The sequence below is a fragment of the Bradyrhizobium sp. UFLA05-89 genome, from assembly GCF_059803475.1.
The window spans coordinates 37900-60052 of record NZ_JBANBA010000051.1; the positions used below are offsets into that span (position 1 = coordinate 37900).

23 protein-coding genes and 2 riboswitches are annotated in these 22153 nt (G+C 66.8%); of the genes, 17 read left to right on the forward strand and 6 right to left on the reverse strand.

Annotated elements, in window-relative coordinates; all coding sequences use genetic code 11:
- Positions 1-5 precede the first annotated feature (5 nt).
- Complete coding sequence (locus SO139_RS24765) at positions 6-650, forward strand: ThuA domain-containing protein (RefSeq protein ID WP_027521114.1); 645 nt, start codon at positions 6-8, stop codon at positions 648-650.
- The gene (locus tag SO139_RS24770) at positions 647-1696 is read left to right on the forward strand and encodes a LacI family DNA-binding transcriptional regulator (protein ID WP_474797136.1); all 1050 of its coding nucleotides are present in this window, start codon (positions 647-649) and stop codon (positions 1694-1696) included. The genes SO139_RS24765 and SO139_RS24770 overlap by 4 nt, the downstream gene beginning before the upstream one ends.
- 9 nt (positions 1697-1705) lie before the next feature.
- Here SO139_RS24770 and bluB read toward each other — a convergent pair whose 3' ends face one another.
- From bluB to cobU, 3 genes are read right to left on the reverse strand one after another with little or no spacing between them, the layout of a single operon-like run.
- Positions 1706-2338 carry a 5,6-dimethylbenzimidazole synthase gene (bluB, locus tag SO139_RS24775; protein WP_449377426.1) on the reverse strand — a complete coding sequence of 211 codons (633 nt, stop codon included), beginning with the start codon at positions 2336-2338 and terminating at the stop codon, positions 1706-1708.
- Positions 2339-2340: 2 nt separating this feature from the next.
- On the reverse strand, positions 2341-3120 hold the full coding sequence (gene cobS / locus SO139_RS24780) for an adenosylcobinamide-GDP ribazoletransferase (protein WP_449377414.1): 780 nt from the start codon (positions 3118-3120) through the stop codon (positions 2341-2343).
- Between the two features lie 4 nt (positions 3121-3124).
- Positions 3125-3628 (reverse strand): bifunctional adenosylcobinamide kinase/adenosylcobinamide-phosphate guanylyltransferase, encoded by a 504-nt coding sequence (gene cobU, locus SO139_RS24785; protein ID WP_449377413.1) that lies wholly within the window; start codon positions 3626-3628, stop codon positions 3125-3127.
- Positions 3629-3751: 123 nt separating this feature from the next.
- Here cobU and cbiB point away from each other — a divergent pair, with 123 nt between their 5' ends.
- Together cbiB and cobD are read left to right on the forward strand one after the other, a co-directional pair.
- Complete coding sequence (gene cbiB, locus SO139_RS24790) at positions 3752-4690, forward strand: adenosylcobinamide-phosphate synthase CbiB (RefSeq protein ID WP_449377412.1); 939 nt, start codon at positions 3752-3754, stop codon at positions 4688-4690.
- A gap of 9 nt (positions 4691-4699) precedes the next feature.
- Positions 4700-5665 carry a threonine-phosphate decarboxylase CobD gene (cobD, locus tag SO139_RS24795; protein WP_449377411.1) on the forward strand — a complete coding sequence of 322 codons (966 nt, stop codon included), beginning with the start codon at positions 4700-4702 and terminating at the stop codon, positions 5663-5665.
- 3 nt (positions 5666-5668) lie between these two features.
- Here cobD and SO139_RS24800 read toward each other — a convergent pair whose 3' ends face one another.
- Positions 5669-7117 (reverse strand): cobyric acid synthase, encoded by a 1449-nt coding sequence (locus SO139_RS24800; protein WP_449377410.1) that lies wholly within the window; start codon positions 7115-7117, stop codon positions 5669-5671.
- Between the two features lie 7 nt (positions 7118-7124).
- Complete coding sequence (gene cobO, locus SO139_RS24805) at positions 7125-7760, reverse strand: cob(I)yrinic acid a,c-diamide adenosyltransferase (protein WP_449377409.1); 636 nt, start codon at positions 7758-7760, stop codon at positions 7125-7127.
- Between the two features lie 40 nt (positions 7761-7800).
- Positions 7801-8018, forward strand: a riboswitch (cobalamin riboswitch).
- 93 nt (positions 8019-8111) lie between these two features.
- On the opposite strand from cobO, the gene SO139_RS24810 reads away from it, so the two are divergent.
- The 7 genes from SO139_RS24810 to cobJ are packed head-to-tail and all read left to right on the forward strand — an operon-like array spanning position 8112 to position 16034.
- Positions 8112-8486, forward strand: coding sequence for a DUF1636 family protein (locus SO139_RS24810; protein ID WP_449377408.1), 375 nt, complete (start codon positions 8112-8114; stop codon positions 8484-8486).
- Positions 8483-9532: a cobalamin biosynthesis protein CobW gene (gene cobW, locus SO139_RS24815; protein WP_449377407.1), complete on the forward strand. Its 1050-nt coding sequence runs from the start codon at positions 8483-8485 to the stop codon at positions 9530-9532. Before SO139_RS24810 ends, cobW begins: the two co-directional genes overlap by 4 nt.
- Positions 9532-12780, forward strand: a complete 3249-nt coding sequence (gene cobN / locus SO139_RS24820; RefSeq protein WP_498540712.1) for a cobaltochelatase subunit CobN — start codon at positions 9532-9534, stop codon at positions 12778-12780. Before cobW ends, cobN begins: the two co-directional genes overlap by 1 nt.
- The gene (gene cobG, locus SO139_RS24825; protein WP_498540713.1) at positions 12777-13940 is read left to right on the forward strand and encodes a precorrin-3B synthase; all 1164 of its coding nucleotides are present in this window, start codon (positions 12777-12779) and stop codon (positions 13938-13940) included. Before cobN ends, cobG begins: the two co-directional genes overlap by 4 nt.
- Positions 13940-14569 (forward strand): precorrin-8X methylmutase, encoded by a 630-nt coding sequence (locus tag SO139_RS24830; protein ID WP_449377404.1) that lies wholly within the window; start codon positions 13940-13942, stop codon positions 14567-14569. Before cobG ends, SO139_RS24830 begins: the two co-directional genes overlap by 1 nt.
- 2 nt (positions 14570-14571) lie before the next feature.
- Positions 14572-15303 carry a precorrin-2 C(20)-methyltransferase gene (locus SO139_RS24835; protein ID WP_449377403.1) on the forward strand — a complete coding sequence of 244 codons (732 nt, stop codon included), beginning with the start codon at positions 14572-14574 and terminating at the stop codon, positions 15301-15303.
- Positions 15300-16034, forward strand: coding sequence for a precorrin-3B C(17)-methyltransferase (gene cobJ, locus SO139_RS24840; protein ID WP_449377402.1), 735 nt, complete (start codon positions 15300-15302; stop codon positions 16032-16034). The genes SO139_RS24835 and cobJ overlap by 4 nt, the downstream gene beginning before the upstream one ends.
- On the opposite strand, the gene SO139_RS24845 is transcribed toward cobJ, so the two are convergent.
- Positions 16010-16756 (reverse strand): cobalt-precorrin-6A reductase, encoded by a 747-nt coding sequence (locus tag SO139_RS24845; RefSeq protein WP_449377401.1) that lies wholly within the window; start codon positions 16754-16756, stop codon positions 16010-16012. The genes cobJ and SO139_RS24845 overlap by 25 nt on opposite strands.
- Between SO139_RS24845 and cbiE the strand changes: the two genes are divergently transcribed.
- The 6 genes from cbiE (at position 16755) to SO139_RS24875 (ending at position 22098) form a co-directional block, all read left to right on the forward strand.
- Complete coding sequence (gene cbiE, locus SO139_RS24850; RefSeq protein WP_449377400.1) at positions 16755-17936, forward strand: precorrin-6y C5,15-methyltransferase (decarboxylating) subunit CbiE; 1182 nt, start codon at positions 16755-16757, stop codon at positions 17934-17936. The genes SO139_RS24845 and cbiE overlap by 2 nt on opposite strands.
- Positions 17933-18301, forward strand: a complete 369-nt coding sequence (locus SO139_RS24855) for a cobalamin biosynthesis protein (protein WP_474797144.1) — start codon at positions 17933-17935, stop codon at positions 18299-18301. The genes cbiE and SO139_RS24855 overlap by 4 nt, the downstream gene beginning before the upstream one ends.
- Positions 18298-19080 carry a precorrin-4 C(11)-methyltransferase gene (gene cobM, locus SO139_RS24860; protein WP_449377398.1) on the forward strand — a complete coding sequence of 261 codons (783 nt, stop codon included), beginning with the start codon at positions 18298-18300 and terminating at the stop codon, positions 19078-19080. Before SO139_RS24855 ends, cobM begins: the two co-directional genes overlap by 4 nt.
- Entirely contained in the window at positions 19080-20390 is a 1311-nt protein-coding gene (locus SO139_RS24865; protein WP_474797146.1) for a cobyrinic acid a,c-diamide synthase CobB, read from the forward strand. Before cobM ends, SO139_RS24865 begins: the two co-directional genes overlap by 1 nt.
- Complete coding sequence (gene cobA / locus SO139_RS24870; RefSeq protein ID WP_449377396.1) at positions 20387-21115, forward strand: uroporphyrinogen-III C-methyltransferase; 729 nt, start codon at positions 20387-20389, stop codon at positions 21113-21115. The genes SO139_RS24865 and cobA overlap by 4 nt, the downstream gene beginning before the upstream one ends.
- 48 nt (positions 21116-21163) lie before the next feature.
- Positions 21164-21383, forward strand: a riboswitch (cobalamin riboswitch).
- Between the two features lie 37 nt (positions 21384-21420).
- Entirely contained in the window at positions 21421-22098 is a 678-nt protein-coding gene (locus SO139_RS24875) for an energy-coupling factor ABC transporter permease (RefSeq protein WP_449377395.1), read from the forward strand.
- Positions 22099-22153: the final 55 nt, after the last annotated feature.

Genomic DNA, 22153 nt, shown 5'->3' on the forward strand with positions numbered 1-22153 from the left:
TGACAATGCGCAAGGCAATGATTGTATGGGGTGGCTGGCCGGGACACGATCCTGATCTGTGCGCCTCGATGATACGAGGCTGGCTGAAGCAGGAAGGCTTCGAGGTCCGTATCGAGACCACGACGGCGGCGTTCGCCGATCCCGCGATCCACGACCTCTCGCTGATCATTCCGATCTACACCATGTCGAAGATCGAGAAGCCGGAGGCGCTCAACCTCTGCGCGGCCGTGCGCGGCGGCGTCGGACTCGCGGGTCATCATGGCGGCATGTGCGACGCCTTCCGGGAGTCCGTCGATTATCAATTCCTCTGCGGCGGCCAGTGGGTTGCCCATCCCGGCAACATCATCGACTACAGGGTGGACTTGACGAAGCCGGATGACCCCATCATGAAGGGTCTGAAGAGCTTTGAGCATCGATCCGAGCAGTACTACATGCATGTCGACCCCGCCAACGAAGTGCTGGCCACGACGACGTTTTCCGGCGAGCACGCGCCCTGGATCGAGGGCGTGGTGATGCCCGTGGTCTGGAAGAAGCGCTATGGCGAGGGCAGGGTGTTTTATTCCTCGCTCGGCCACCGCGCCTATGAACTGGACGTGCCCGAGATCAGGACCATGATGATCCGCGGCATGCTGTGGGCCGCGCGCGGATGACGGGCGGCGAGACGCAATCGGCCATGCGCGCGACGCTGGAAGACGTCGCGCGCATGGCCGGAGTGTCGCTCGCAACTGTCGATCGGGTCGTCAACCGTCGCGAAGGCGTGCGTGCCAAAACTGTGGCGCGCGTGGAGGCGGCGGTCGCAAAGCTTGGCTATCGCGCCGATGTCGCCGCCGCCCGGCTCGCTCGTGGCCAGACGTTCCGCTTCGCCTTCGTGCTGCCGACCGGCAGCAACAGCTTCATGACCAACCTGACCGAGCAAGTGCAACGTACGGCTGAATGGCTCGCGAGCCAGCGCGGATTCATCGATATCCTGCACGTCGACGTGTTCGACCCGGACGTGCTGGCCCGCACCCTGGAAGAGCTGTCGACGGCCTATCACGGTGTCGCCGTCATCGCGCTCGATCATCCGCGCGTGCGTGCTGCGATCGACGATCTCGCGGCCCGCGGGGTTGCCGTGGTGACGCTGGTCTCGGACGCGCCGAGCGCGCGGCGCCTGCACTATGTCGGTATCGACAATCCGGCCGCCGGTCGCACGGCTGCGACCCTGATGGGACGCTTCCTTTCGGGACGCACAGGCAGCGTGGCCGTCATCGCCGGCTCGCTGTCGCTACGCGATCACACCGAGCGACAATTTGGCTTCCACCAGATTCTGACGAGCGAATATCCGGATCTGGTTGTGCTGCCGGTGCTGGAGGGGCGCGACGACAGCAAGCGCACGCGCGTACTGACCACAGAGCTCTTGTCGCGACGGTCCGATCTGCTTGGCATCTACTCCTGCGGAGCGGGCAATCGCGGCATCGCGGAGGCGTTGGAAGCCTCGGGTCGTGCCCGCGATGTGGTCTGGATCGCCCACGAGCTCACCCAGTTCACGGGGCGCTTTCTGGTGCGCGGCACCATCGATGCGATCATCAACCAGGATCCCGGCCACGAGGCGCGCTCCGCCGCGCGCGTGTTGCTCGCGCATTGCTCGGGCGAGCCGATCAGTGCTGACCAGGAGCGTATCCGCATCGATATCTTCTTGCGGGACAATCTGCCGTGACAGAGCGCCTCAGCGCCGGATCGTGACGTCCGTCGACGGCCGCCGGTGTTCCCAGTCGACCCGCTCGAGCTCGGGACGATCGAGCTCGGCCTCGGGATAGCCGATGCAGAGATAGCCGATGAATTTCCAGTTGACGGGCACGTCGAGAATCTCGCGCACGCGGGCGGGGTTAAGGATCGACACCCAGCCGATGCCGATGCCGTCGGCGCGCGCAGCGAGCCAGGCCGAGACGATTGCGGCGACGACTGAATAGTCGAGGGTCTCCGGCATCGTCGCGCGGCCGAGGCCGTGCCCGGTCTCGCACGTTTTTTCTGAAAACACCGCCAGATGTCCGGGTGCCTCTTCGAGGCCGGCGAGCTTGAGGGCGGCATAGCGCGCGGCGCGCTCGCCGGAATAGGTTTTGAGCGCGTCCGCGTTGCAGATCTTGAAGTCGTCGATGATGGCGCCGCGCCGCGCCGGATCCTCGACGATCACGAAGCGCCAGGGCTGGCTGAGCCCGACCGATGGCGAGAGACACGCGATGTCGATCAGCCGCTCCAGCGTGCCCTCGGGCAGCGGGTCTCTCCGGAAGCGCCGCACGTCGCGCCGCCAGACGAAGAGCTCGCGCAATTGCCGGCGGAAATCGTCGTCAAAAGAGACCATCATCAGGCGGCCGCATGAAACAGCGAGGCGGCCATCAGCAGGATGGCGGTCTCGGCGACTTGCTCGTAAGCACCGAGTATATCACCGGTCTGTCCCCCGAGCTGCCTGATCGCGAGCCAGGCGATCAGCAGGCCGAGAAAGGCGAGGAGGATCACGGCCAGGATTGCCTTGCCCGGCCCAAAGCCGATCGCGAGTACGATGGCACCGAGGCCGAGCGCAATGGCGGCGTTTGGCCCTGCGGGCCGGCCGGCGCCCGCGGACAATCCATCCGTTCGCGCCGGCGGCACCAGCGCCATGAACAGCGGCAGGCCTGCGCGCGCGGCGACATGCGCTAGCAATAGAGCGATGAGGATCGAGCGCGGGGCGGCGATGGCGGCGAGAGCGCTCCAGCGCAGTGTTAGCGAGACAATGAGCGCGCACACGCCAAAACTGCCGATCCGGCTGTCGCGCATGATCTCGAGTTTTCGCGCGCGCGTCGAACCACCGAGACCGTCGGCGGCGTCCGCGAGCCCGTCCTCGTGCAGTGCTCCGGTGATGATGATCGTGCTCGCAAGCGCCAGCATCGCGGCGGGACCGGGCGTCACGCCGAGCGCATGTGCGCTTCCGTACACGCCGGCACTGAGGAGACCGATCAGCAATCCCGCGACCGGCAGTGTCCAGCCCGCACGCGCAATGTCGCCATCGCCGACCGGCGTCGACGGGCCGAGCGGCAGGATGGTGGCGAGCGACACGCCGATCCGCAAATCCGTGACGATGGCGGTGAGTTGCGTGCGGTTGGTCATAGCTTCACTTGACCTTCATCGGCAGGCCCGAAACCACGAGCTCGACCTCGTCGGCGACTTCGGCAACCGCCTGGTTCAGCAGGCCTGCGGCATCGCGAAACCTGCGCGCCAGCGCATTGTCGGGCACGATGCCGAGGCCGACCTCGTTGGTCACGAGGATCACCGGGCTCTGTTGCCTGCGAAGTGCAGCGGCGAGCAGCGCTGCCTCGTTCGACCAGTCGCGGCCGGCATGGAGCAGGTTGGAGAGCCACAGCGTCAGGCAGTCGACGAGCCGTGCCCCGCCGCCGTCGGTCGCATCGAGCGCCGCCACGAGATCGAGCGGCGTCTCGCGCTCGATCCACTCGTCGCCGCGGCGGGCGCGATGGTGCGCGATCCGCTCCGCCATCTCCGCATCGAGCGCCTCCGCGGTCGCGATGTAGACGGGCCGGCCGGGAAAGCTGCGGACGCGCGCCTCGGCGCGACGGCTTTTCCCGGACCTCGCCCCTCCCGTGATCAGGACAACCGCCATGAAACCTCCCGTTCTGACCCGCACTAACCACCAAACGGGTGCAAAGACAAAGCCGAAATCGGCGAGGAGGGGCTTGCGCTGTGACCCAAATCTTGCGCATCAGGGCATGCGAGGAGATGTGACGTGGGATTTGCCGGTGCGATGGCGGTAGCGATGACTGTGGATGCCATCTGGGGATGGCCCGCCGCATTGTTCGCGCGGATCGGCCATCCCGTGACCTGGATCGGCAGGTTGATCGCTCTGCTCGATCGCAACTGGAACAGGTCCAAAGATGCGCCCGAGGCGCGGCGCATGGCCGGCGTCGCCGCCGCACTTCTGGTGATCGCGTTGTGCGCCGGCATCGGCTGGATCGTGCAGAGCTGGCTCGTTCCCGGGTGGAGCGCCGTCCTGCTTGGGGTTCTGGCCTGGCCGCTGGTCGCACTGCGCTCGCTCCACGATCACGTCGCTGCCGTCGCGCAGCGCCTGCAGTCGGGCGATATCGACGCGGCGCGGCTTGCGGTCGCAGAGATCGTCGGCCGCGATCCCGCGTCCCTCGATGAGGCCGGGATTGCGCGTGCGGCGCTCGAGAGCCTCGCAGAGAATGCTTCCGACGGCATCGTGGCGCCGGTGTTTTGGGGCGCGCTGCTCGGCCTGCCCGGCATCCTTGGCTACAAGGCGATCAACACGCTTGATTCCATGATCGGTCATCGCTCCGAGCGTCACCTCTGGTTCGGCTGGGCAGCCGCGCGCATCGACGACGTCGCCAATTTCATTCCGGCGCGGCTGACGGGCCTGTTGTTCGCGCTGGTGACGGCGCACCCTTGGGCGCCCTTGTCCTGCATGTCGCGCGATGCAAATCGCCATCGCTCGCCGAATGCCGGCTGGCCGGAAGCGGCAATGGCGGGTGCGCTCGGCGTGCGCCTGAGCGGGCCGCGCAGCTATCACGGCGCTGTGACCGAGGAGCCCTGGCTGAACGCGGGCGCGCGCGATCCGCTTGGCGCTGACATCCGGTTGGGCCTGAAACTCTACGTTCGCGCGATGCTGCTGCTGGGCGGCTTACTCGTAGCATTGGCATTGGTTTGAGGGGCGGCGATGCGCGAGCATGGTGGCAATCTCGACTCCGCGATGCAGCGTTTCGGCGGGCGCATCAAGGACTGGATCGATCTGTCGACCGGCATCAATCGGCAGCCTTACGCGGTGGGCGAGATCGAACAGCACGCATGGCGTGCGCTGCCGTCGCGATCCGAGATTGAAGCGCTGCACGAGGCCGCGCGGCAGGCCTATGCAACGCAGGCGCCGCTGCTCGCCATGGCCGGCGCGCAGGCGGCGATCCAGTGTCTGCCGAGTTTGTCGCGCAAGGGCCGCGCGCGCATTCTCGCGCCGACCTACAATGAATATGCCGCGGTGCTTTCTCCGGTCGGCTGGGACGTTGCCGAGGTCTCCAATCTCGACGCGCTCGCTGGTGCCGATCTCGCCGTCGTCGTCAATCCCAACAATCCCGACGGTCGGCAGCATGACAAGGCCGATCTGCTTGCAATCTTGCCGCGCGTCGGTCGCCTCGTGATCGATGAGAGTTTTGCCGATGCGCTGCCCGAACTCTCGCTCGCGCCCGAAGCTGGCCAGGGCGGCCTCCTGATCCTGCGCTCGTTTGGCAAGTTTTACGGATTGGCAGGCTTGCGCCTTGGCTTTGTGCTCGGCGCGGAAGCGGACATTGCAACGCTCGTAGCGATGGCGGGGCCGTGGCCGGTCTCAGGCGCTGCGATCGCCGTCGGTCGGCGCGCGCTGCTCGATCGCGAATGGGCCAGCGCAACGACGGCGCGGCTCGGCCAAGACTGCGCACGTCTCGATGCCATGGCGACTGCGCAAGGATGGCGGCTGATCGGCGGCACGCCACTGTTTCGTCTGTACGATGTCGGTGATGCGCTTGCCGCGCAGGATAAGCTCGCGCGCGGCCGGATCTGGTCGCGCGTCTTCAGCCAGCAGCCGAATTGGCTGCGCCTGGGCCTGCCGGGCGACGAGAGGGAATGGGCGCGTCTTGCGTCAACGCTCTCCAGTTGACCTTCAGCGCGCCAGCGCGAGCAGGCCTTCGACGTCGAGATGGGCCTCGATGTGATCGGCGAGTGCGTCGAGCGCGCTCTCGACCCTTGCGCCGTATGGCTGGTCTGTCGTGGGAATATCGAGCTGCGCGAGGAACGCCTTGCGGAAACCGTCCGACGTGAACAGCCCATGCAGATAACTGCCGTGCACGCGCCCATCGCTGGAGATGGCGCCCTCCGGTGCACCATCGAGCATCGCGAAGGGACGCGCGCGATCCGGCCCATCGGTGCGGCCAATGTGAATCTCGTAAGCGTCAATCGGCTCGCTGGTCCCGGCATGGCGCGCGGTGACGCGCGTCAGCGTTTTTTGCGGCGACATCACCGTCGTCACCTCAAGAAGGCCGAGGCCGGCTGTCGCGCCGGTCGAGCCCTCGATGCCTTCGGGATCATCCACGCTGCGGCCGAGCATCTGGTAGCCGCCGCAGACACCCAGCACGTGCCCGCCGCGGCGGTGATGTGCGAGGAGATCGATGTCCCAGCCTTGCGCGCGCAGGAAGGCGAGGTCGCCGCGCGTCGATTTCGAGCCAGGGATGATGACGAGCTGTACGTCGCCCGCGATGGCTTCGCCGGGACGGACCATCACGAGGTCAACGTTTGGTTCGAGCTTGAGCGGATCGAGATCGTCGAAATTGGCGATCCGCGACAGCGCCAGAAACGCGATCTTGCATCTGCCGGGCCTTCGCGCGTCGCCCAATCCCAGTGCATCCTCGGCCGGCAATTCGCCGGCGCGGTTAAACCAGGGCAGCACGCCAAAGCCGCGCCAGGATGTCTTGTCCTGGATCAGCCGGTAGCCGTCGTCGAACAGCGTGGGATCACCGCGGAACTTGTTGATGACGAACCCCTGGATCATCGCGGCATCGTCAGGATCGATCACGGTCTTGATGCCGACGAGCTGCGCGATGACGCCGCCGCGGTCGATGTCGCCGACCAGCACCACCGGAACATCAGCCTTGCGGGCAAAGCCCATATTGGCGATGTCGGCCTTGCGCAGATTGACTTCGGCCGGGCTGCCGGCGCCTTCGACCAGCACGAGATCGGCGCGCGTCTTCAGCCGTTCGAAGCTTTCGAGCACGGCGCCCATCAGCGTCGGCTTCATCGCCGCGTAGTCGCGGGCGCGCGCGGTGGCGATGCGCTTGCCTTGGACGATGACTTGCGCGCCGACATCGGTCTCGGGCTTGAGCAGCACGGGATTCATGTCGGTGTGCGGCTCGACGCCGGCGGCGAGCGCCTGGAGCGCCTGCGCGCGGCCGATCTCTCCGCCATCGACGGTCACCGCCGCATTGTTCGACATGTTCTGCGGCTTGAAGGGAAGCACGCGCAGGCCGCGGCGCTTTGCGGCACGCGCAAGGCCCGCGACGACGAGCGACTTGCCCACGTCCGAGCCCGCTCCCTGGATCATCAATGCGCGCGCCATCGAAGTCTCAGAACTCGACGCCGGCTTGTGCCTTGATGCCGGAGCGGAACGGATGTTTCACCAGCGTCATCTCGGTGACGAGATCGGCGATCTCGATCAGCTCGTCCTTGGCGTTGCGTCCGGTGAGGACGACATGCGTCAGCGGCGGCTTCTGCGTTTTCAGGAAGTCGACGACCTCGGCAATATCGAGATAGTCGTAGCGCATTGCGATGTTGATCTCGTCGAGCACGACCATGCGCAAATTGGGGTCGAGGATCAGCTCCTTCGCCTTCTCCCAGCCGGCCTTCGCCGCGGCGATGTCGCGGGCGCGGTCCTGCGTCTCCCAGGTAAAACCTTCGCCCATGGCGTGGAACTGGCAGAGATCGCCAAAATGCCCGGTGAGCAGGCGGCGCTCGCCGGTATCCCAGGCGCCCTTGATGAACTGGACGACCGCGCAAGGGAAGCCATGCGCGACGCAACGAACGATCATGCCGAAGGCGGAGGAGGACTTGCCCTTGCCCGCGCCGGTATGGACGATGATCAGCCCCTTTTCGCCGCTCTTGGTCGCCATGATCTTGTCGCGGGCAACCTTCTTCTTCGCCATTTTCGTGGCATGCCGGGCGTCGGTGTCTTGCACCGCTGGGGTATCCGGTTCAGGCGTCATCTGAAATGGTCCTTCGGCTTGACAAGTGGCGGCCATGGGCAAATGGTGGGCCAGTGTTGGTTCCTGTCCTACGACAGGCGAAGAGGGAATGCGATAGGGCTCGAATCGGCAAGATTCGTGTTCGAAAAGCAGCCGCCCCCGCGACCGTGACCGGAGAGATGCCCGAAGCCACTGATCCCATGGGATCGGGAAGGCGGGGATCGAAGGGAAATACCCTGCTCCGCAAGCCGGGAGACCTGCCAGCGCGACTGTTTTGGACCGGCGGACGGGGTGTTCCGCGACGGGGAAACGGACCCTCTTTCGAGCGGTTCGTGCGCCTCATCGCCTCCCGCAGATATCCTGGAAGGGGCGATGGCCGTCACACTTCACGTTTGTATCACCTGCCGCGCCGGGCAGACACCCGGCGAAGGTGAAGCCACGCCCGGCGCACGGCTGCATGCCGCGATCCTCGAGGCCGGCGTGCCCGAGGGCGTCAACCTGGTTCCCGTCGAATGCCTCTCGGCGTGTAGCCAGGGCTGCTCGGTCGCACTCAGCGCGCCGGGCCGATGGTCCTACGTCTACGGCCGCCTGTCGGATGCCAATGCGAACGATGTGATCGCAGGCGCTTCGGCTTACGCGGCTGCGCCCGACGGCATCGTGCCATGGCGCAGCCGCCCCGAAATCTTCCGCAAGCAATCGCTTGCCCGCATTCCCCCCATCGCCGTCGTGCCGGAGGCCGCCGAATGAACACGCTCGCAAAAGTCCCGGTCACGGTCGTCACGGGTTTTCTGGGATCAGGCAAGACGACGCTGATCCAGCATCTGATCAGCAATGCCAACGGCAAGAAGCTCGCGGTGCTCGTCAACGAATTCGGCAGCGAAGGTGTTGACGGCGAGATCCTGAAATCCTGCGCAGATGCCAATTGCCCGGAGGAAAACATCGTCGAACTCGCCAATGGCTGCATCTGCTGCACCGTGGCCGACGATTTCATTCCGGCGATGGAGCAACTGCTCGCACGTCGGGTGAGGCCGGATCATATTCTGATCGAAACGTCGGGGCTGGCCTTGCCGAAGCCGCTGCTGAAAGCGTTCGACTGGCCGGAGATCCGCTCACGCATCACGGTCGACGGCGTGATTGCGCTCGCCGACGCCGAGGCTGTCGCGGCCGGACGCTTCGCGCCCGATCCGGCTGCGGTGGAGGCGCAGCGCGCGGCGGATGAGAATCTCGATCACGAGACGCCGCTGTCGGAGGTGTTCGAGGACCAGATCGCCTGCGCCGATATCGTGCTCCTGACCAAGGCCGATCTTGCCGGCGCGGCGGGACTCGAAGCAGCGAAGGCGGCGATCGCGGCGGAAATGCCGCGCCCCGTTCCAATGCTGCCGGTCGTCGACGGCGCGGTGGACTTGCGCGTGATCCTCGGTCTTGAGGCGGCGGCCGAAGATGATCTCGCCGCGCGCCCCTCGCATCACGACGGCGAGGACGATCACGAGCACAATGATTTCAACTCCGTCGTGATCGATCTGCCTGAGGTCGTCGACGTCGAGGCGCTGATCGCCTCGGTGCAACGGCTGGCGCGCGAGCAGAACGTGCTGCGCGCAAAGGGCTATATCGCGGTCAAGGGCAAACCGATGCGGCTGTTGCTGCAATCGGTCGGCGAACGCGTGCGGCACCAGTTCGATCAGCCCTGGGGCGTGCGTCCCCGGCAATCCAAGCTGGTCGTGATCGGCGAGCATGGCGACATCGACGAGACCGCGATCAAGGCAGGACTTGGTATCTCAGGGCTTGGGATCTGATGCACGTCGTCTTCCGCGAGAGCCGTGGTCTGGAAGAGACTGCGACGCCAAGGGACATCGGCCAGGATCCGGCCGATCTCGTGGTGCTCTCGTTCTCGGACTCAGATCTCGCCGCGTTCGCGGCTGGTTGGCGGCGAGGGTGCGCGAGCCTGCCGTCGCTGCGGCTGGCGAATCTCGCCGAGCTGCGTCATCCGTTGTCGGTCGACACCTATATCGAGCGGACGCTGTCGCAAGCGCGCGGCATTCTGCTGCGCCTGATCGGCGGCGAGTCCTATTGGGCGTATGGGCTTGCAGCCCTGCAGCAACTGGCGAAGGACCGCGGCATCGCGCTTGCCGTGTTGCCAGCGGATGGTCGCGACGATGAACGGCTGGATGCGTTCTCGACCTTGCCGGTCTCGACGCTCAGACGGCTGAAAGTGCTCTGCGACAAGGGCGGACCGGTCGCCGCACAAGCCGCGATCGCGCAGCTTGCGCTGGCCTCGGGTCTCTATGCGGGACCGGTGGTAGGTGAGATCGAGGTTCCCGAGATTGGATTTTACGAGCCGGGAAGCGGCGTTGTCGGGGCGCTGCCCGACCCCGGCGGAAAACCTCGCGCGATCGTGACCTTCTATCGCTCTTATCTCACGGCCGCCGATACTGCGCCCGTCGATGCGCTGATCGCAGCGCTGCGCGAGAGAGGTTTCGAAGCCTTTGGTGTCTTCGTTACATCGTTGAAAGCGCCCGGCGTGGCGGATTGGCTACGCGCACTGTTTGCACAATGTCTGCCAGCGGCCATCGTCAACGCGACGGCGTTCTCTGCGCTTGGCGATGACGGCACGACGCCGTTCGATGCTGCGTCATGCCCGGTCTTCCAGGTCGCGCTCTCCACGGCACGTCGTGAGGACTGGGCCGAGTCGCTCCGCGGTCTCTCGCCGGGCGATCTTGCGATGCACGTCGTGCTGCCGGAGGTCGACGGCCGCGTGTTTGCGGGCGTGGTGAGCTTCAAGTCGGCTGGCGAGCGCGATCCTGATCTGCAATTCGCGCATCTCGCCCATCGGCCGGACGAAGAGCGCATTGCCGCCGTCGTTGCGCGCGTGGCGGCCTGGCAGCGGCTCGCGGAGAAGCCGGCAAGCGAGAAGCGGCTGGCGATCGTGCTCTCCAACTATCCCGGTCGGCCGCACCAGATCGCCCACGCGGTCGGGCTCGATGCGCTTGCGTCCGTCGAGGCGCTGCTCTCTGATCTCAGCGAAGCTGGCTTCGATGTTGAACCACAGAGTGCTCTCGGCGATCACTTGCTGAAACAGGAATTGACGTGGAGCGCAGCCGATTATCGCGCGGCGCTTTCCCGCCTTCCGCAGGCATTGCAGGACGATCTGGCCCGCGCCTGGGGGCCGCCGGAGAATGATCCGAGCTGCCGCGGCGGCGCATTTCATTTCGCGGCGATCAGAAGCGGCAAGGCTATCATCGCGGTGCAGCCGGAACGTGGCTATGTCAGTCACCGCGACGCCGACTATCACGATCTTTCGCGCACCCCGCGCCATGCCTATGTCGCGTTCTATCTCTGGCTCCGGCAGCAGGGCATGGACGCCGTCGTGCACATGGGCGCGCATGGCACGCTGGAATGGCTGCCGGGGAAATCCGTGGCGTTGTCGTCGTCCTGCTGGCCCGAGGCGCTGATCGGCGGTCTGCCTGTCGTCTATCCCTTCATCGTCAACGACCCCGGCGAGGCCGCGCAGGCCAAGCGGCGCACCGGTGCGGTGACGATCGGCCATCTGCCACCGGCGCTGGCGAAGTCCGCGGTGCCGGAGGGCTTGCGCCGGCTCGAGCAGCTGCTCGACGAATATTCGACCGCCGACGGCCTCGATCCCGCGCGCCGGCACCGGCTCATTGCCGCTATCCGCGACGAGGCGCACGCGGCCGGCCTCGACGCCGACCTCGGCCTTGCCGCATCGGCGCTATCTGCCGAAGCGATTCCACGCATCGACCGTTTCGTCTGCGATCTCAAGGAAAGCCAGTTCGGCGATGGCCTGCATGTGTTCGGTCGGGGGATTTGCGGCGAAGCGGAGAGGGACGCGCTCATTGCGGCGCTGTCCGGCAGGCGCGTCGCCCCCGGGCCAGCGGGCTCGCCCTATCGCGGGCGCCAGGACGTGCTGCCGACCGGGCGCAACCTGTTCGCCGTCGATCCGCGCGCCGTGCCGACGCCGTCGGCGCATGCGCAAGGTGTGAAGCTCGCCGAAGAACTGTTGCGCCGCCACTTGCAGGATCACGGCGACTGGCCGAAGGGGCTCGTCGTCGATCTCTGGGGGTCCGCGACCATGCGCACGGCGGGTGAGGAGTTTGCGATGGCGTTGCATCTGGCCGGGCTCGCGCCGCGCTGGGATCACGCATCAGGACGCGTGACTGGCTACGACATGATCGCGCTGGCCGAGCTCGGCCGTCCTCGCATCGACGTCACACTTCGCGTGTCGGGACTGTTCCGCGACGTCTTCGCGGGTCTCGCCCAATTGTTCGAGGCAGCCAGCGAGGCACTCTCGACCCGCGAAGACGAGGGTAACGAAAATCCCTATCGCACGCGCGCCGCGCGCGTGTTCGGGCCACGTCCCGGACAATATGGCGTCGGCCTCTCCTCGATACCGGATGTCTTCACTGAAGGTTCGCGTGAGGCGGCCGGCGAGGCCTGGCTGTCGGCGTCATCCTGGGCGTTGTCTTCAGACGGCGAGATGCGGCCCGATCGCGCCGGCATCGAGACGAGGCTCGCCAGCGCCAACGCCTTCGTCCATGTGCAGGATCTGCCAGAGACAGACCTGCTGCTCGCCGCCGACTATGCCGCGCATGAGGCGGGCGTTGCGGCTGCGGCGGCAAAGCTAGGCGTGGCCGCGCCGTCGCTCTATCACCTCGACGCGACGCGGCCCGACCAGCCGCAGGCGCGCGCGCTTACGGAAGAGATTTCGCGCGTCGTTCGCGCCCGCGCCGCCAACCCGGACTGGATCGCAGGCATGATGCGCCATGGTTTTCGCGGCGCTGCCGAGATCACTGCGACGCTCGAGCACATGGCCGCATTCGCGCATCTGGCGGGCGCCGTGCCGCCGCATCTGTTCGATGTCTATTATGATGCGACCCTAGGCAACGACGATGTCCGGTCGTTCATGGCGCGGGAAAATCCGGCCGCCTTGGCTGCGATCGAAATCTGCTTCGCTCGCCTGCACGAAGCCGCCCTCTGGAAGACCCGCCGCAACTCGATCGCGGCGGCGCTGAAGGAGGCCTCATGAGCGCGGTCGCGATCAAGGGCTGGTGTCCCGGCGCGCTGCGGCCGATGCTGTCGGGTGACGGCCTCGTGGTCCGCGTGCGCCCGCATGGCGGCCGGCTGGCGGCGGCGCAGGCGGCAGGCATTGCGGAGCTTGCCGCGCGGTATGGCAACGGTTTGATCGACGTGACCAGCCGGGCCAATCTTCAAGTGAGGGGCGTGACCGAGGCGGCGCATCTGCCTCTCCTCGACGGCCTCGCGCAATTGGGCCTGCTCGATTCCGATCCGGAGACCGAATCACGACGCAATATTCTGGTGACGCCATTCTGGAACGCCGGCGACGACACCTGCCTGCTCGCCGACGAGCTCGAGCAGGCTCTTGCGGGTAGCGCGCTCGATCTTCCGACCAAGTTCGGCTTTGCCATTGATGACGGTCGTGAGCGTGTGCTGACGAGCGCATCCGCGGACATCCGGATCGAGCGCGACCGTACGGGGGCGCTCATGGTGCGTGCCGATGGCGCGCAACTTGGGCGCGCGGTTACGCGGCGAGAAGTTGTGACCGCGGCGCTCGCGCTGGCAGAGTGGTTCGTGGCATCCCGTGACGCCAAGGTCAGGCGAGGGCGGATGGCAGCGCATATCGCTGCCGGCGCGAAATTGCCTGACGCCTTGCGTGGCGGGGTCGAGCCTGCCGTCACGGCAGCTGCAGCCCGTCCCGATCTTTACCCGCAAGGCGCGATGATTGGTGCGGCCTTTGGGCAGTTGCCGCATTCGGCGCTCACTCATCTTGCCTCTTGCGCGTCGGCGCTGCGCATGACGCCGTGGCGGATGATTTTGGCGGAGGGCATGCGCGAGTTGCCGGGCGGTGAAGGCCTCATCACCCGGGCCGATGATCCCGCGCTGCGCGTGATCGCCTGTAGCGGCGCGCCGCGTTGCCGTGAGGCACATGCCGACACCCGCGCGCTTGCTGCCGCGCTCGCGCCTCACATCGCGCCTGATGCGCGGCTTCACGTCTCCGGCTGCGCCAAGGGTTGCGCGCATTCGGGACCGGCAACGCTTACGCTCGTTGCAACTCGTGACGGATTTGATCTCGTCCGTTGCGGCTCGACCCGCGATATGCCTGTGCGGCGTGGTCTGAGCGGCGCCGAGATCGTCAAAAATCCCTCCGTGCTAATGGGAGGGCGCTGATGCCGCACGTGTACGAGACCGACGGCGCGGCGATCTATCGGCAATCCTTTGCGACCATCCGTGCCGAGGCCGACCTCGCGCGCTTCACGCCGGACGAAGAGCAGGTCGTCGTGCGCATGATCCATGCCGCTGGGATGGTTGGGCTCGAGGTGAATGTCCGCTTCACGCCCGGCATGGCGCGCACCGCGCGCGCGGCGCTCGAGAGCGGCGCGCCGATCCTGTGCGATGCGCGCATGGTGTCGGAAGGAATTACGCGCGCGCGGCTGCCGGCGAACAATGCCGTCATCTGCACGCTCGGCGATCCTGCCGTGCTCGCGCTCGCCGAAACCATGCGCAACACGCGCTCGGCGGCGGCGCTCGAGCTTTGGCGGCCGCATCTGAACGGTGCGATCGTTGCGATCGGCAACGCGCCGACCGCGCTGTTTCACCTGCTGAACATGCTGGAGGACGAAAACTGTCCACGTCCGGCGGCGATCATCGGCTGTCCGGTCGGCTTCGTCGGCGCGGCCGAATCCAAGGCAGCCCTGATGGCGAATCCGCCGGCGCCGGCATTGGCGGTCGACGGGCGCCTCGGCGGCTCGGCGATTACCGTTGCCGCCGTGAATGCGCTGGCGAGCCGGAGCGAATAGAGATGGGGCGTATCATCTGCTGCGGCCTTGGGCCCGGCGATCCCGATCTGATGAGTGTGCGCGCCGATCGCGAGGTGCGCACGGCCAAGCACGTTGCATATTTCCGCAAGAAAGGGCGTCCCGGCCAGGCGCGGCGCATCGTCGAGGGCATGCTCGCAGGCGACGTCACCGAATATCCGATGGAATATCCGGTCACGACGGAGATCGCCTTCGACAGCCTGGAATATGTGCGCCTGCTCGCCGGCTTCTACGACGAATGGGCCGAGCGGCTGGCGCGGCTGGCGCGCGCGGTCGACGTCGTCGTGCTCTGCGAAGGCGATCCTTACTTCTACGGCTCCTTCATGCACCTGCACGCACGTTTGCAGGGGCGCGTCGAGATCGAGGTCATTGCCGGCATTCCCGGCATGGCCGGCTGCTGGAACGCGGTCGGCCAGCCGATCGCGCTCGGCGATGACGTGACGACGGTCCTGATGGGCACGCTGGCCGAGGACGAGCTTGAGCAGCGCATGTGCAATTCCGATGCGCTCGTCATCATGAAGACCGGTCGCAATCTGCGAAAAGTGCGTCGCGCGCTCGCCTCCGCCGGCAGGCTCGATGATGCCTGGCTGGTCGAGCGCGGCACCATGCCTGGTGAGCGCGTTGCGCGGCTCGCCGATATCGACGAATCCGACTGTCCTTATTTTGCAATCGTGCTGGTGCACGGGCGGGGACGGCGCATGGACGCCGGCGAATGACGGGAACGCTGACCATCGCGGGGCTTGGGCCCGGCGACGAGGCCTTGGTGACGCGGGAGGTTTCTGCTGCGCTCGCGGCTGCGACCGACGTCGTGGGCTATGCTCCCTATGTCGCGCGTGTTGCGCCCCGCGATGGCCTGACGCTGCACCCCTCGGACAATCGCGTGGAGCTTCAGCGCGCGAGCGAAGCGCTGCGGCTTGCAGCGGAAGGACGGCAGGTGGTCGTGGTGTCGTCCGGCGATCCCGGCGTGTTCGCGATGGCGTCGGCCGTATTCGAGGCGCTTGAACAGACTCCAGAATGGCGGGAACTGCCGATCCGCGTGCTGCCCGGCGTGACCGCGATGCTGGCCGCCGCCGCGCGCGCGGGCGCGCCGCTCGGCCATGATTTTTGCGCGATCAATCTCTCTGACAATCTCAAGCCATGGCCATTGATCGAGAAGCGCCTGCGACTCGCGGCGGAGGCCGATTTCGCCATTGCGCTCTACAATCCGCGCTCGGCGAGCCGGCCGGAAGGCTTTGGCCGCGCGCTCGCGGTGCTGAAGGAGGCGGGCTGCGGCGAGAGGCTGGTGATCTTCGCCCGCGCGATCAGCGCGCCGGACGAGCGGATCGAGACGGTCGCGCTGAACGAGGCGACACCGGAGATGGCCGATATGCGCACGCTCGTGATCGTCGGCAATTCGCAGACGCGCCGTGTCGGCCGTTGGGTCTATGCACCGAGGCAGGCCCGATGACCGAGCCACGCCATGACTTCGGCTACGCTTTCTACCCGCAGCCGCTCGGGAAGTCGCGGCCGTGCGATCATGATGACGGGCAGGCTAAGGGCGCGGGCCGCGTCGATCTTGGCGCGCGCGCCTTCGCCGCCGGAATTGCGGGCGACGATCCATGCGATGCCACGCGACCGCAGCAGCTCAACCTCGCCCTCGAAGGTGAACGGCCCACGCGACACGATGATTTCGGCTTCGAACGGCAGCGTCGCCTCGGAAGGATCGACGAAGCGCAATGTGTAGGTGTGCTGCGGTCTCTCGCCAAACGGGGCGATATGCTGCCGGCCGATCGCGAGGAAAACGCGCGCCGCCTCCTCGGGCAGCGCCGCGACAGCGGCGGCGAGATCCTCGACCTCGATCCAGTTATCGCGCGGCGCTTTCATCCAGGGCGCGCGTTCGAGCGCGATCAGCGGTGTTTGCGTTTCCTCGCAGGCCAGGGCCGCATTGCGGCTCATCTCAGCGGCAAAGGGATGCGTGGCGTCAATGACGTGCGTGACGCCTTCTTGCCGGATGTAATCCGCAAGTCCGCTCACGCCGCCAAAGCCGCCGGTGCGGATCGGCAGGGGCTGTCCGGCAGGCACGCGGGTGCGACCGCCATAGGAATAGATCGCATCGACGCCGGCGCGCGCGATCTCCGTGGCGAGCGCATTCGCATCACTCGTTCCGCCCAGAATGAGGGCGCGCATCATGGCTGATCCCTGGCTGACCATCATCGGTATCGGCGAAGATGGCCTTGCCGGCCTCTCCGAGGCAAGCCGAAAGGCGCTTGCCAGGGCCGAGACCGTGTTCGGCGGCGAGCGCCATCTTGCGCTGGCAGGCATAACCGATCGTGGCCGCCCGTGGCCAGTGCCGTTCGATGCGGATGTCGTGCTGGGCTGCCGCGGCCGGCCCACCGCGGTGCTCGCGTCCGGTGATCCGTTCTGGCACGGCGCCGGCGCCAGCCTCGCAGAGAGGCTTCAGGCCGGTGAGTGGATCGCGCATTCCGCGCCGTCGACGTTCTCGCTTGCCGCGGCGAGGCTGGGCTGGCGGCTGGAGAATGTCGTCTGTCTCGGATTGCACGCCGCGCCGTTCGAACGCCTGGTGCCGCATCTCGCCAATGGTGCGCGGATTATTTGCCTTGTGCGCGACGGCAAGGCCGCCGGCGATCTCGCGAAGTGGCTGACGGAACGGGGCTGGGGTGCTTCAGCACTGTGGACTCTCACCGCGCTCGGCGGCCCGCGAGAAAACATCAGAGCGCATCGTGCAGACGGTTTCACGGCGGAAGCCGGCGACAGCCTGATCGCGGTCGCGCTAGAGACAAGGGGCCTGAATGGCATTCCGCGCAGTTCCGGACTTGCCGACGATCTCTTCGCGCATGACGGCCAGATCACAAAGCGGCCGATGCGCGCGCTGGCCTTGTCCGCGCTGGCGCCTCGACCCGGTGAATGCCTCTGGGACATCGGCGCGGGCTCCGGCTCGATCTCGGTCGAATGGGCCTTGTGCGGCGGTTCGGCGATTGCGGTCGAGGCGCGCGAGGACCGCGTTGTAAACATCCGGCGCAATGCCACGGCACTCGGACTTGCACACAAGATCACCGTCATCGCCGAACCTGCGCCCGGTGCACTGGTAGGTCTGGCGGCGCCGGACGCCGTGTTCATCGGCGGTGGTCTCGACGCCGCGATGTTCGATGCTATCTGGTCTCGCATTGGGTCAGGTACGCGGCTGGTGGCCCATGCCGTGACGCTGGAGACGGAAACGTTGCTGGTGGAGCTTCACCAGCGCCATGGCGGCGACTTGATGCGGGTCGAGATCGCACATGCGGGCTCGTTGGGGCGCTATCGCTCCTGGGAGGTGGCGCGGCCGGTCGTGCAATGGAGCGCGGTGCGATGAGGGTCGCAGGGCTCGGCTTCAGGAGCGACGTCACGCTTGCCGCGCTGCGCGAGGCGCTTCTCGCCGCCGGCGGTGTGGAAGGTTTAGCGGCTGTCGCAACCGTCAGCGACAAGGCGGACAGCGCCGCGCTGAAGCTGCTCGCGGGCGAATTCAACGTGCCGATCAAGGCCATTTCCGCCAATAAGCTCGTGGGCATTACGACGCCGACGCAGTCAGGCCTCATCAAGGAAAAATTCGGCACCGGATCGGTGGCGGAAGCCGTCGCGCTCGCGGCAGCGGGCCGTGATGCGCGCCTGATTGCGACGCGCGTGGTCTCGCAGGACCGGACCGCGACCGCGGCGATTGCGGAGGGAGACGGCGAATGACCGTGCATTTCATTGGAGCAGGGCCGGGCGCCGCCGATCTCCTCACCTTGCGCGGGCGCGACCTGATCGCAGCCTCACTGGTTTGCCTTTATGCGGGCTCGCTCGTGCCCGAAGGCGTTCTGGTGCACTGCCCGAAGGGCGCCCGGATCGTCAACACGGCGCCATTGTCGCTCGACGAGATCATCGCCGAGATTGCCAACGCGCACGCGGAAGGCAAGGATGTCGCGCGGCTGCATTCGGGCGATGTTTCGATTTGGTCGGCGATGGGTGAGCAATTGCGCCGCCTGCGCGCGCTCGGCATTCCCTTCACCGTCACGCCGGGCGTGCCGTCCTTCTCGGCGGCCGCCGCAGCGCTGGAAGCCGAGCTGACCTTGCCGGGGCTTACGCAATCTGTGGTGCTGACGCGTACGCCAGGCCGGGCGAGCGCGATGCCGGAGGGCGAGAAGCTTGCTGCGTTCGCCGCGACCGGCTCGGTGCTTGCCATTCATCTGTCGATCCATTTGCTCGACAAGGTGATTGCGGAGCTGACGCCGCATTATGGCGCGGATTGTCCGGTGGCGATCGTCTGGCGCGCGAGCTGGCCGGACCAGCGCATCGTGCGCGCGACGCTTGCCACGCTCGATGCGGCTGTCGGCGCCGAGCTCGGGCGCACCGCGCTCATCCTGGTCGGCCGGACACTCGGCTCGGAGGAATTCTCAGAGAGCCGCCTTTACGCCGCGGACTATGACCGCCGCTACCGGCCGGTCGGGCCGGCGCCGCGTTTTCCGGAGGAGTCGTGATGCCTGCGGGTTTCGTCATCTCGGCGCCGGCTTCCGGTGTCGGCAAGACGACGCTGACGTTAGCGCTCGCGCGCGCCTATCGCGATCGCGGACTCACTGTGCAGTGCTTCAAGAGCGGCCCCGATTACATCGATCCTGCTTTTCATGCCGCGGCCACGGGGCGTGCCTCCGTCAACATCGATAGCTGGGCGATGGATCGCGCGACGATCGAGCATCTCGTCAGCCGCGGTGCGAACGCCGATCTCGTGCTGGCCGAGGGTTCGATGGGCCTGTTCGACGGCGTCGCCGCGCGCGGCGTCTCGGGGACGGGCGCCACCGCCGACATCGCGGAGATGATGGGCTGGCCGGTGCTGCTGGTGATCGATCCGTCCGGCCAGGCCCAGACGGCGGCCGCGATTGCGACGGGCTTGCGGGATTTCCGCAGCGGGGTGGGTCTCGCCGGCGTCGTGCTCAACCGCGTCGCGAGCCCGCGGCATGAGGACCTCGTGCGCCGCGCTTTGGCCAATGCGGGCATTGCCGTGTTCGGCGCGCTGCCGCGCCACGCCGAGATCAGCGTGCCGAAACGGCATCTCGGCCTGGTGCAGGCGGAGGAGCAGACGGAGATCGGTCGCCTGATCGATGAGGCCGCGCGCTTCGTCGGCGAGCACGTCGATCTCGACGCCGTGCTCGGCGCGGCATCTGCATGGACATCGCGGGCAATCACGAACCGGGTTAACGTCACGCCGCCAGGCCAGCGCATTGCGCTAGCGCGCGACGCCGCGTTCTCCTTTGTCTATCCGCATATGCTCGAGGCTTGGCGTGCTGCCGGTGCGGAGATCCTGCCGTTCTCGCCGCTCGCCGATGAGGGACCCGATGCAAGCGCCGATGTGTGCTGGCTGCCCGGCGGCTATCCGGAACTGCACGCCGGCCGTATCGCCGCGAATGCGCGCTTTCGCGAGCGCTTGCGCGCCTTCGCCGAGACGCGGCCGGTCCACGGCGAATGCGGCGGCTACATGGTGATGGGCGCGGCCTTGACCGATGCCGACGGCGCGCGGCACGAGATGCTTGGCCTCTTGGGCCTGGAGACGAGCTTTGCCAAGCGCCGCATGCACCTTGGCTACCGTCTTGCCGAGCTCGCAGCGCCAATGCCGGGACATCAGCCCGGCGCGCGCCTGCGCGGTCATGAATTCCACTATTCGACGATTCTCGCGCAGCCTGATGTATCGCTTGCGATCGTGCGTGACGCGACGGGCGCAACCGTCGCGGAGACCGGATCGCGACGCGGATATGCGACGGGCACCTTCTTTCATTTGATTGCGGAGGACCGGTGAGCGGCTTCGTCTCCTTCATCTCCGCCGGTCCCGGCGATCCCGAGCTTTTGACGCTCAAGGGCGCGGCGCGGCTGCGCGAGGCCGACGTCGTGCTCTATGACGATCTCGCTTCCGGCACGATTCTCGAGCTTGCCCGACCCGGCGCCAATCTGGTGGCAGTCGGAAAACGCGCCGGCCGGCCCTCGACCAAGCAGCAGCATGTCAACCGCCTGCTGGTCGATTATGCGGCGACCGGCGCGCGCGTGGTGCGGCTGAAATCCGGCGATGCCGGCATCTTCGGCCGGCTCGAGGAAGAGATCGAGACGCTTCGGGCGTCGGGGATCGGCTACGAGATCGTGCCCGGCGTCACCTCGGCCTGCGTCGCGGCGGCGCAAGCCGGCATCCCGCTGACCCGGCGGAATACCGCGCGCCGGGTGCAGTTCGTCACCGGGGCCGATGTGACCGGGCAGCTTCCGCAAAATCTGAACTGGGCGGCGCTGGCCGACCCGGATGCGACGACGGTGATCTATATGGGCCGGCGCACGTTCCCGGAACTGGCCACCAAGCTGATTGCGCAGGGTCTTTCGCCGGAAACGCCCGCGCTGTTTGCGGAATCCCTGGGCCGCGCCGACGAGCGGCTCGTCCGCACCACGATCGCAAAGCTCGCCGAAGAGCTCGCGCAGGCCGTGCCCGCGACCACCGCCGCCGTCATCCTGTTTGGCGCACTAGCGGGAGAATCGTCGTGATGATGTCCGCAGTTGCCGTTCGACCCTTGACGCCCGGCTTGCGAAAGAGGCACACAAGAGGGGCATGGTGCTCGACGCGGCGCAAAGCGCCGGAGCATAATCGGGAATGGGGGTGGGCGGACCCAGTTGCGGCGCCCCAAACCCCAGCCGCCCCCGCGACTGTAAGCGGTGAGGGGCTCCGATCCGCCACTGGGCCGCAAGGCTCGGGAAGGCCGGAGATCCCCTTCGATCCGCGAGCCAGGAGACCGGCCCTGCACGTTTGGACGCCAAGGCCGTCGGGTGTGACGGCAGGAAGGACTTGAACCATGCATATCGAACCAGGAATCGTGACGGGCGCCAAGCTCGTGTTGAGTTACGCAACCGGCATCGCCACTGGCGGCGTTGCGCTGAAGCTTACGGCGGAGACCGTGCGCGAGCAGGGCGTCAGCTCGTTTGCGGTACGGACGGCTGCGACCACCGCGCTGGTCTTCACCTTCTTCGAGATCCTGCCGCACTTCCCGGTCGGGGTTTCCGAGGTGCACTTCATCCTCGGTTCGACCCTGTTCCTGCTGTTCGGCGCGGCGCCGGCGGCCCTTGGTCTCGCGCTTGGTCTCTTGCTGCAAGGCTTGTTCTTCGTGCCGACCGACCTGCCGCAATACGGCATGAACGTCACCACGCTGCTGGTGCCGCTGTTCGCGATCCAGGCGCTCGCGACCCGCATCATCCCCCGCGACACGGCCTATGTCGACCTGCAGTATCGTCAGGCGCTGGCGCTCTCGACGGCGTATCAGTCGGGCATCATCGCCTGGGTTGCGTTCTGGGCGATCTATGGCGCGGGCTTTGGCGCTGCGAACCTCGCCAACATCGCGACCTTCGCCGCGTCCTATGCGCTGGTCATCGTGATCGAGCCGCTGGCCGATCTCGCCGTGCTGGCGCTGGCAAAATCGCTGCGTGGCGTCACCGCGCCCGGCCTCGTCACCCCGCGCCTGCACAACGCGGCGTAGAGATGAGCTGAGGGGCGGCCGTTCATGGTCGCCCTTCACACTCGTGATGGTCACG

Coding starts and splice junctions, on each gene's coding strand:
- SO139_RS24810 (WP_449377408.1), top strand. CDS start 8,112: ATGGCCGTCACACTTCACGTTTGTATCACCTGCCGCGCCGGGCAGACA.
- cobJ (WP_449377402.1), top strand. CDS start 15,300: ATGACGGGAACGCTGACCATCGCGGGGCTTGGGCCCGGCGACGAGGCC.
- SO139_RS24875 (WP_449377395.1), top strand. CDS start 21,421: ATGCATATCGAACCAGGAATCGTGACGGGCGCCAAGCTCGTGTTGAGT.
- SO139_RS24765 (WP_027521114.1), top strand. CDS start 6: ATGCGCAAGGCAATGATTGTATGGGGTGGCTGGCCGGGACACGATCCT.
- SO139_RS24865 (WP_474797146.1), top strand. CDS start 19,080: ATGCCTGCGGGTTTCGTCATCTCGGCGCCGGCTTCCGGTGTCGGCAAG.
- cobO (WP_449377409.1), bottom strand. CDS start 7,760: ATGACGCCTGAACCGGATACCCCAGCGGTGCAAGACACCGACGCCCGG.
- bluB (WP_449377426.1), bottom strand. CDS start 2,338: ATGGTCTCTTTTGACGACGATTTCCGCCGGCAATTGCGCGAGCTCTTC.
- cobN (WP_498540712.1), top strand. CDS start 9,532: ATGCACGTCGTCTTCCGCGAGAGCCGTGGTCTGGAAGAGACTGCGACG.
- SO139_RS24830 (WP_449377404.1), top strand. CDS start 13,940: ATGCCGCACGTGTACGAGACCGACGGCGCGGCGATCTATCGGCAATCC.
- cobM (WP_449377398.1), top strand. CDS start 18,298: ATGACCGTGCATTTCATTGGAGCAGGGCCGGGCGCCGCCGATCTCCTC.
- cobG (WP_498540713.1), top strand. CDS start 12,777: ATGAGCGCGGTCGCGATCAAGGGCTGGTGTCCCGGCGCGCTGCGGCCG.
- cobU (WP_449377413.1), bottom strand. CDS start 3,628: ATGGCGGTTGTCCTGATCACGGGAGGGGCGAGGTCCGGGAAAAGCCGT.
- cobS (WP_449377414.1), bottom strand. CDS start 3,120: ATGACCAACCGCACGCAACTCACCGCCATCGTCACGGATTTGCGGATC.
- cobD (WP_449377411.1), top strand. CDS start 4,700: ATGCGCGAGCATGGTGGCAATCTCGACTCCGCGATGCAGCGTTTCGGC.
- SO139_RS24770 (WP_474797136.1), top strand. CDS start 647: ATGACGGGCGGCGAGACGCAATCGGCCATGCGCGCGACGCTGGAAGAC.
- SO139_RS24845 (WP_449377401.1), bottom strand. CDS start 16,756: ATGATGCGCGCCCTCATTCTGGGCGGAACGAGTGATGCGAATGCGCTC.
- SO139_RS24800 (WP_449377410.1), bottom strand. CDS start 7,117: ATGGCGCGCGCATTGATGATCCAGGGAGCGGGCTCGGACGTGGGCAAG.
- SO139_RS24855 (WP_474797144.1), top strand. CDS start 17,933: ATGAGGGTCGCAGGGCTCGGCTTCAGGAGCGACGTCACGCTTGCCGCG.
- cobW (WP_449377407.1), top strand. CDS start 8,483: ATGAACACGCTCGCAAAAGTCCCGGTCACGGTCGTCACGGGTTTTCTG.
- cbiE (WP_449377400.1), top strand. CDS start 16,755: ATGGCTGATCCCTGGCTGACCATCATCGGTATCGGCGAAGATGGCCTT.
- SO139_RS24835 (WP_449377403.1), top strand. CDS start 14,572: ATGGGGCGTATCATCTGCTGCGGCCTTGGGCCCGGCGATCCCGATCTG.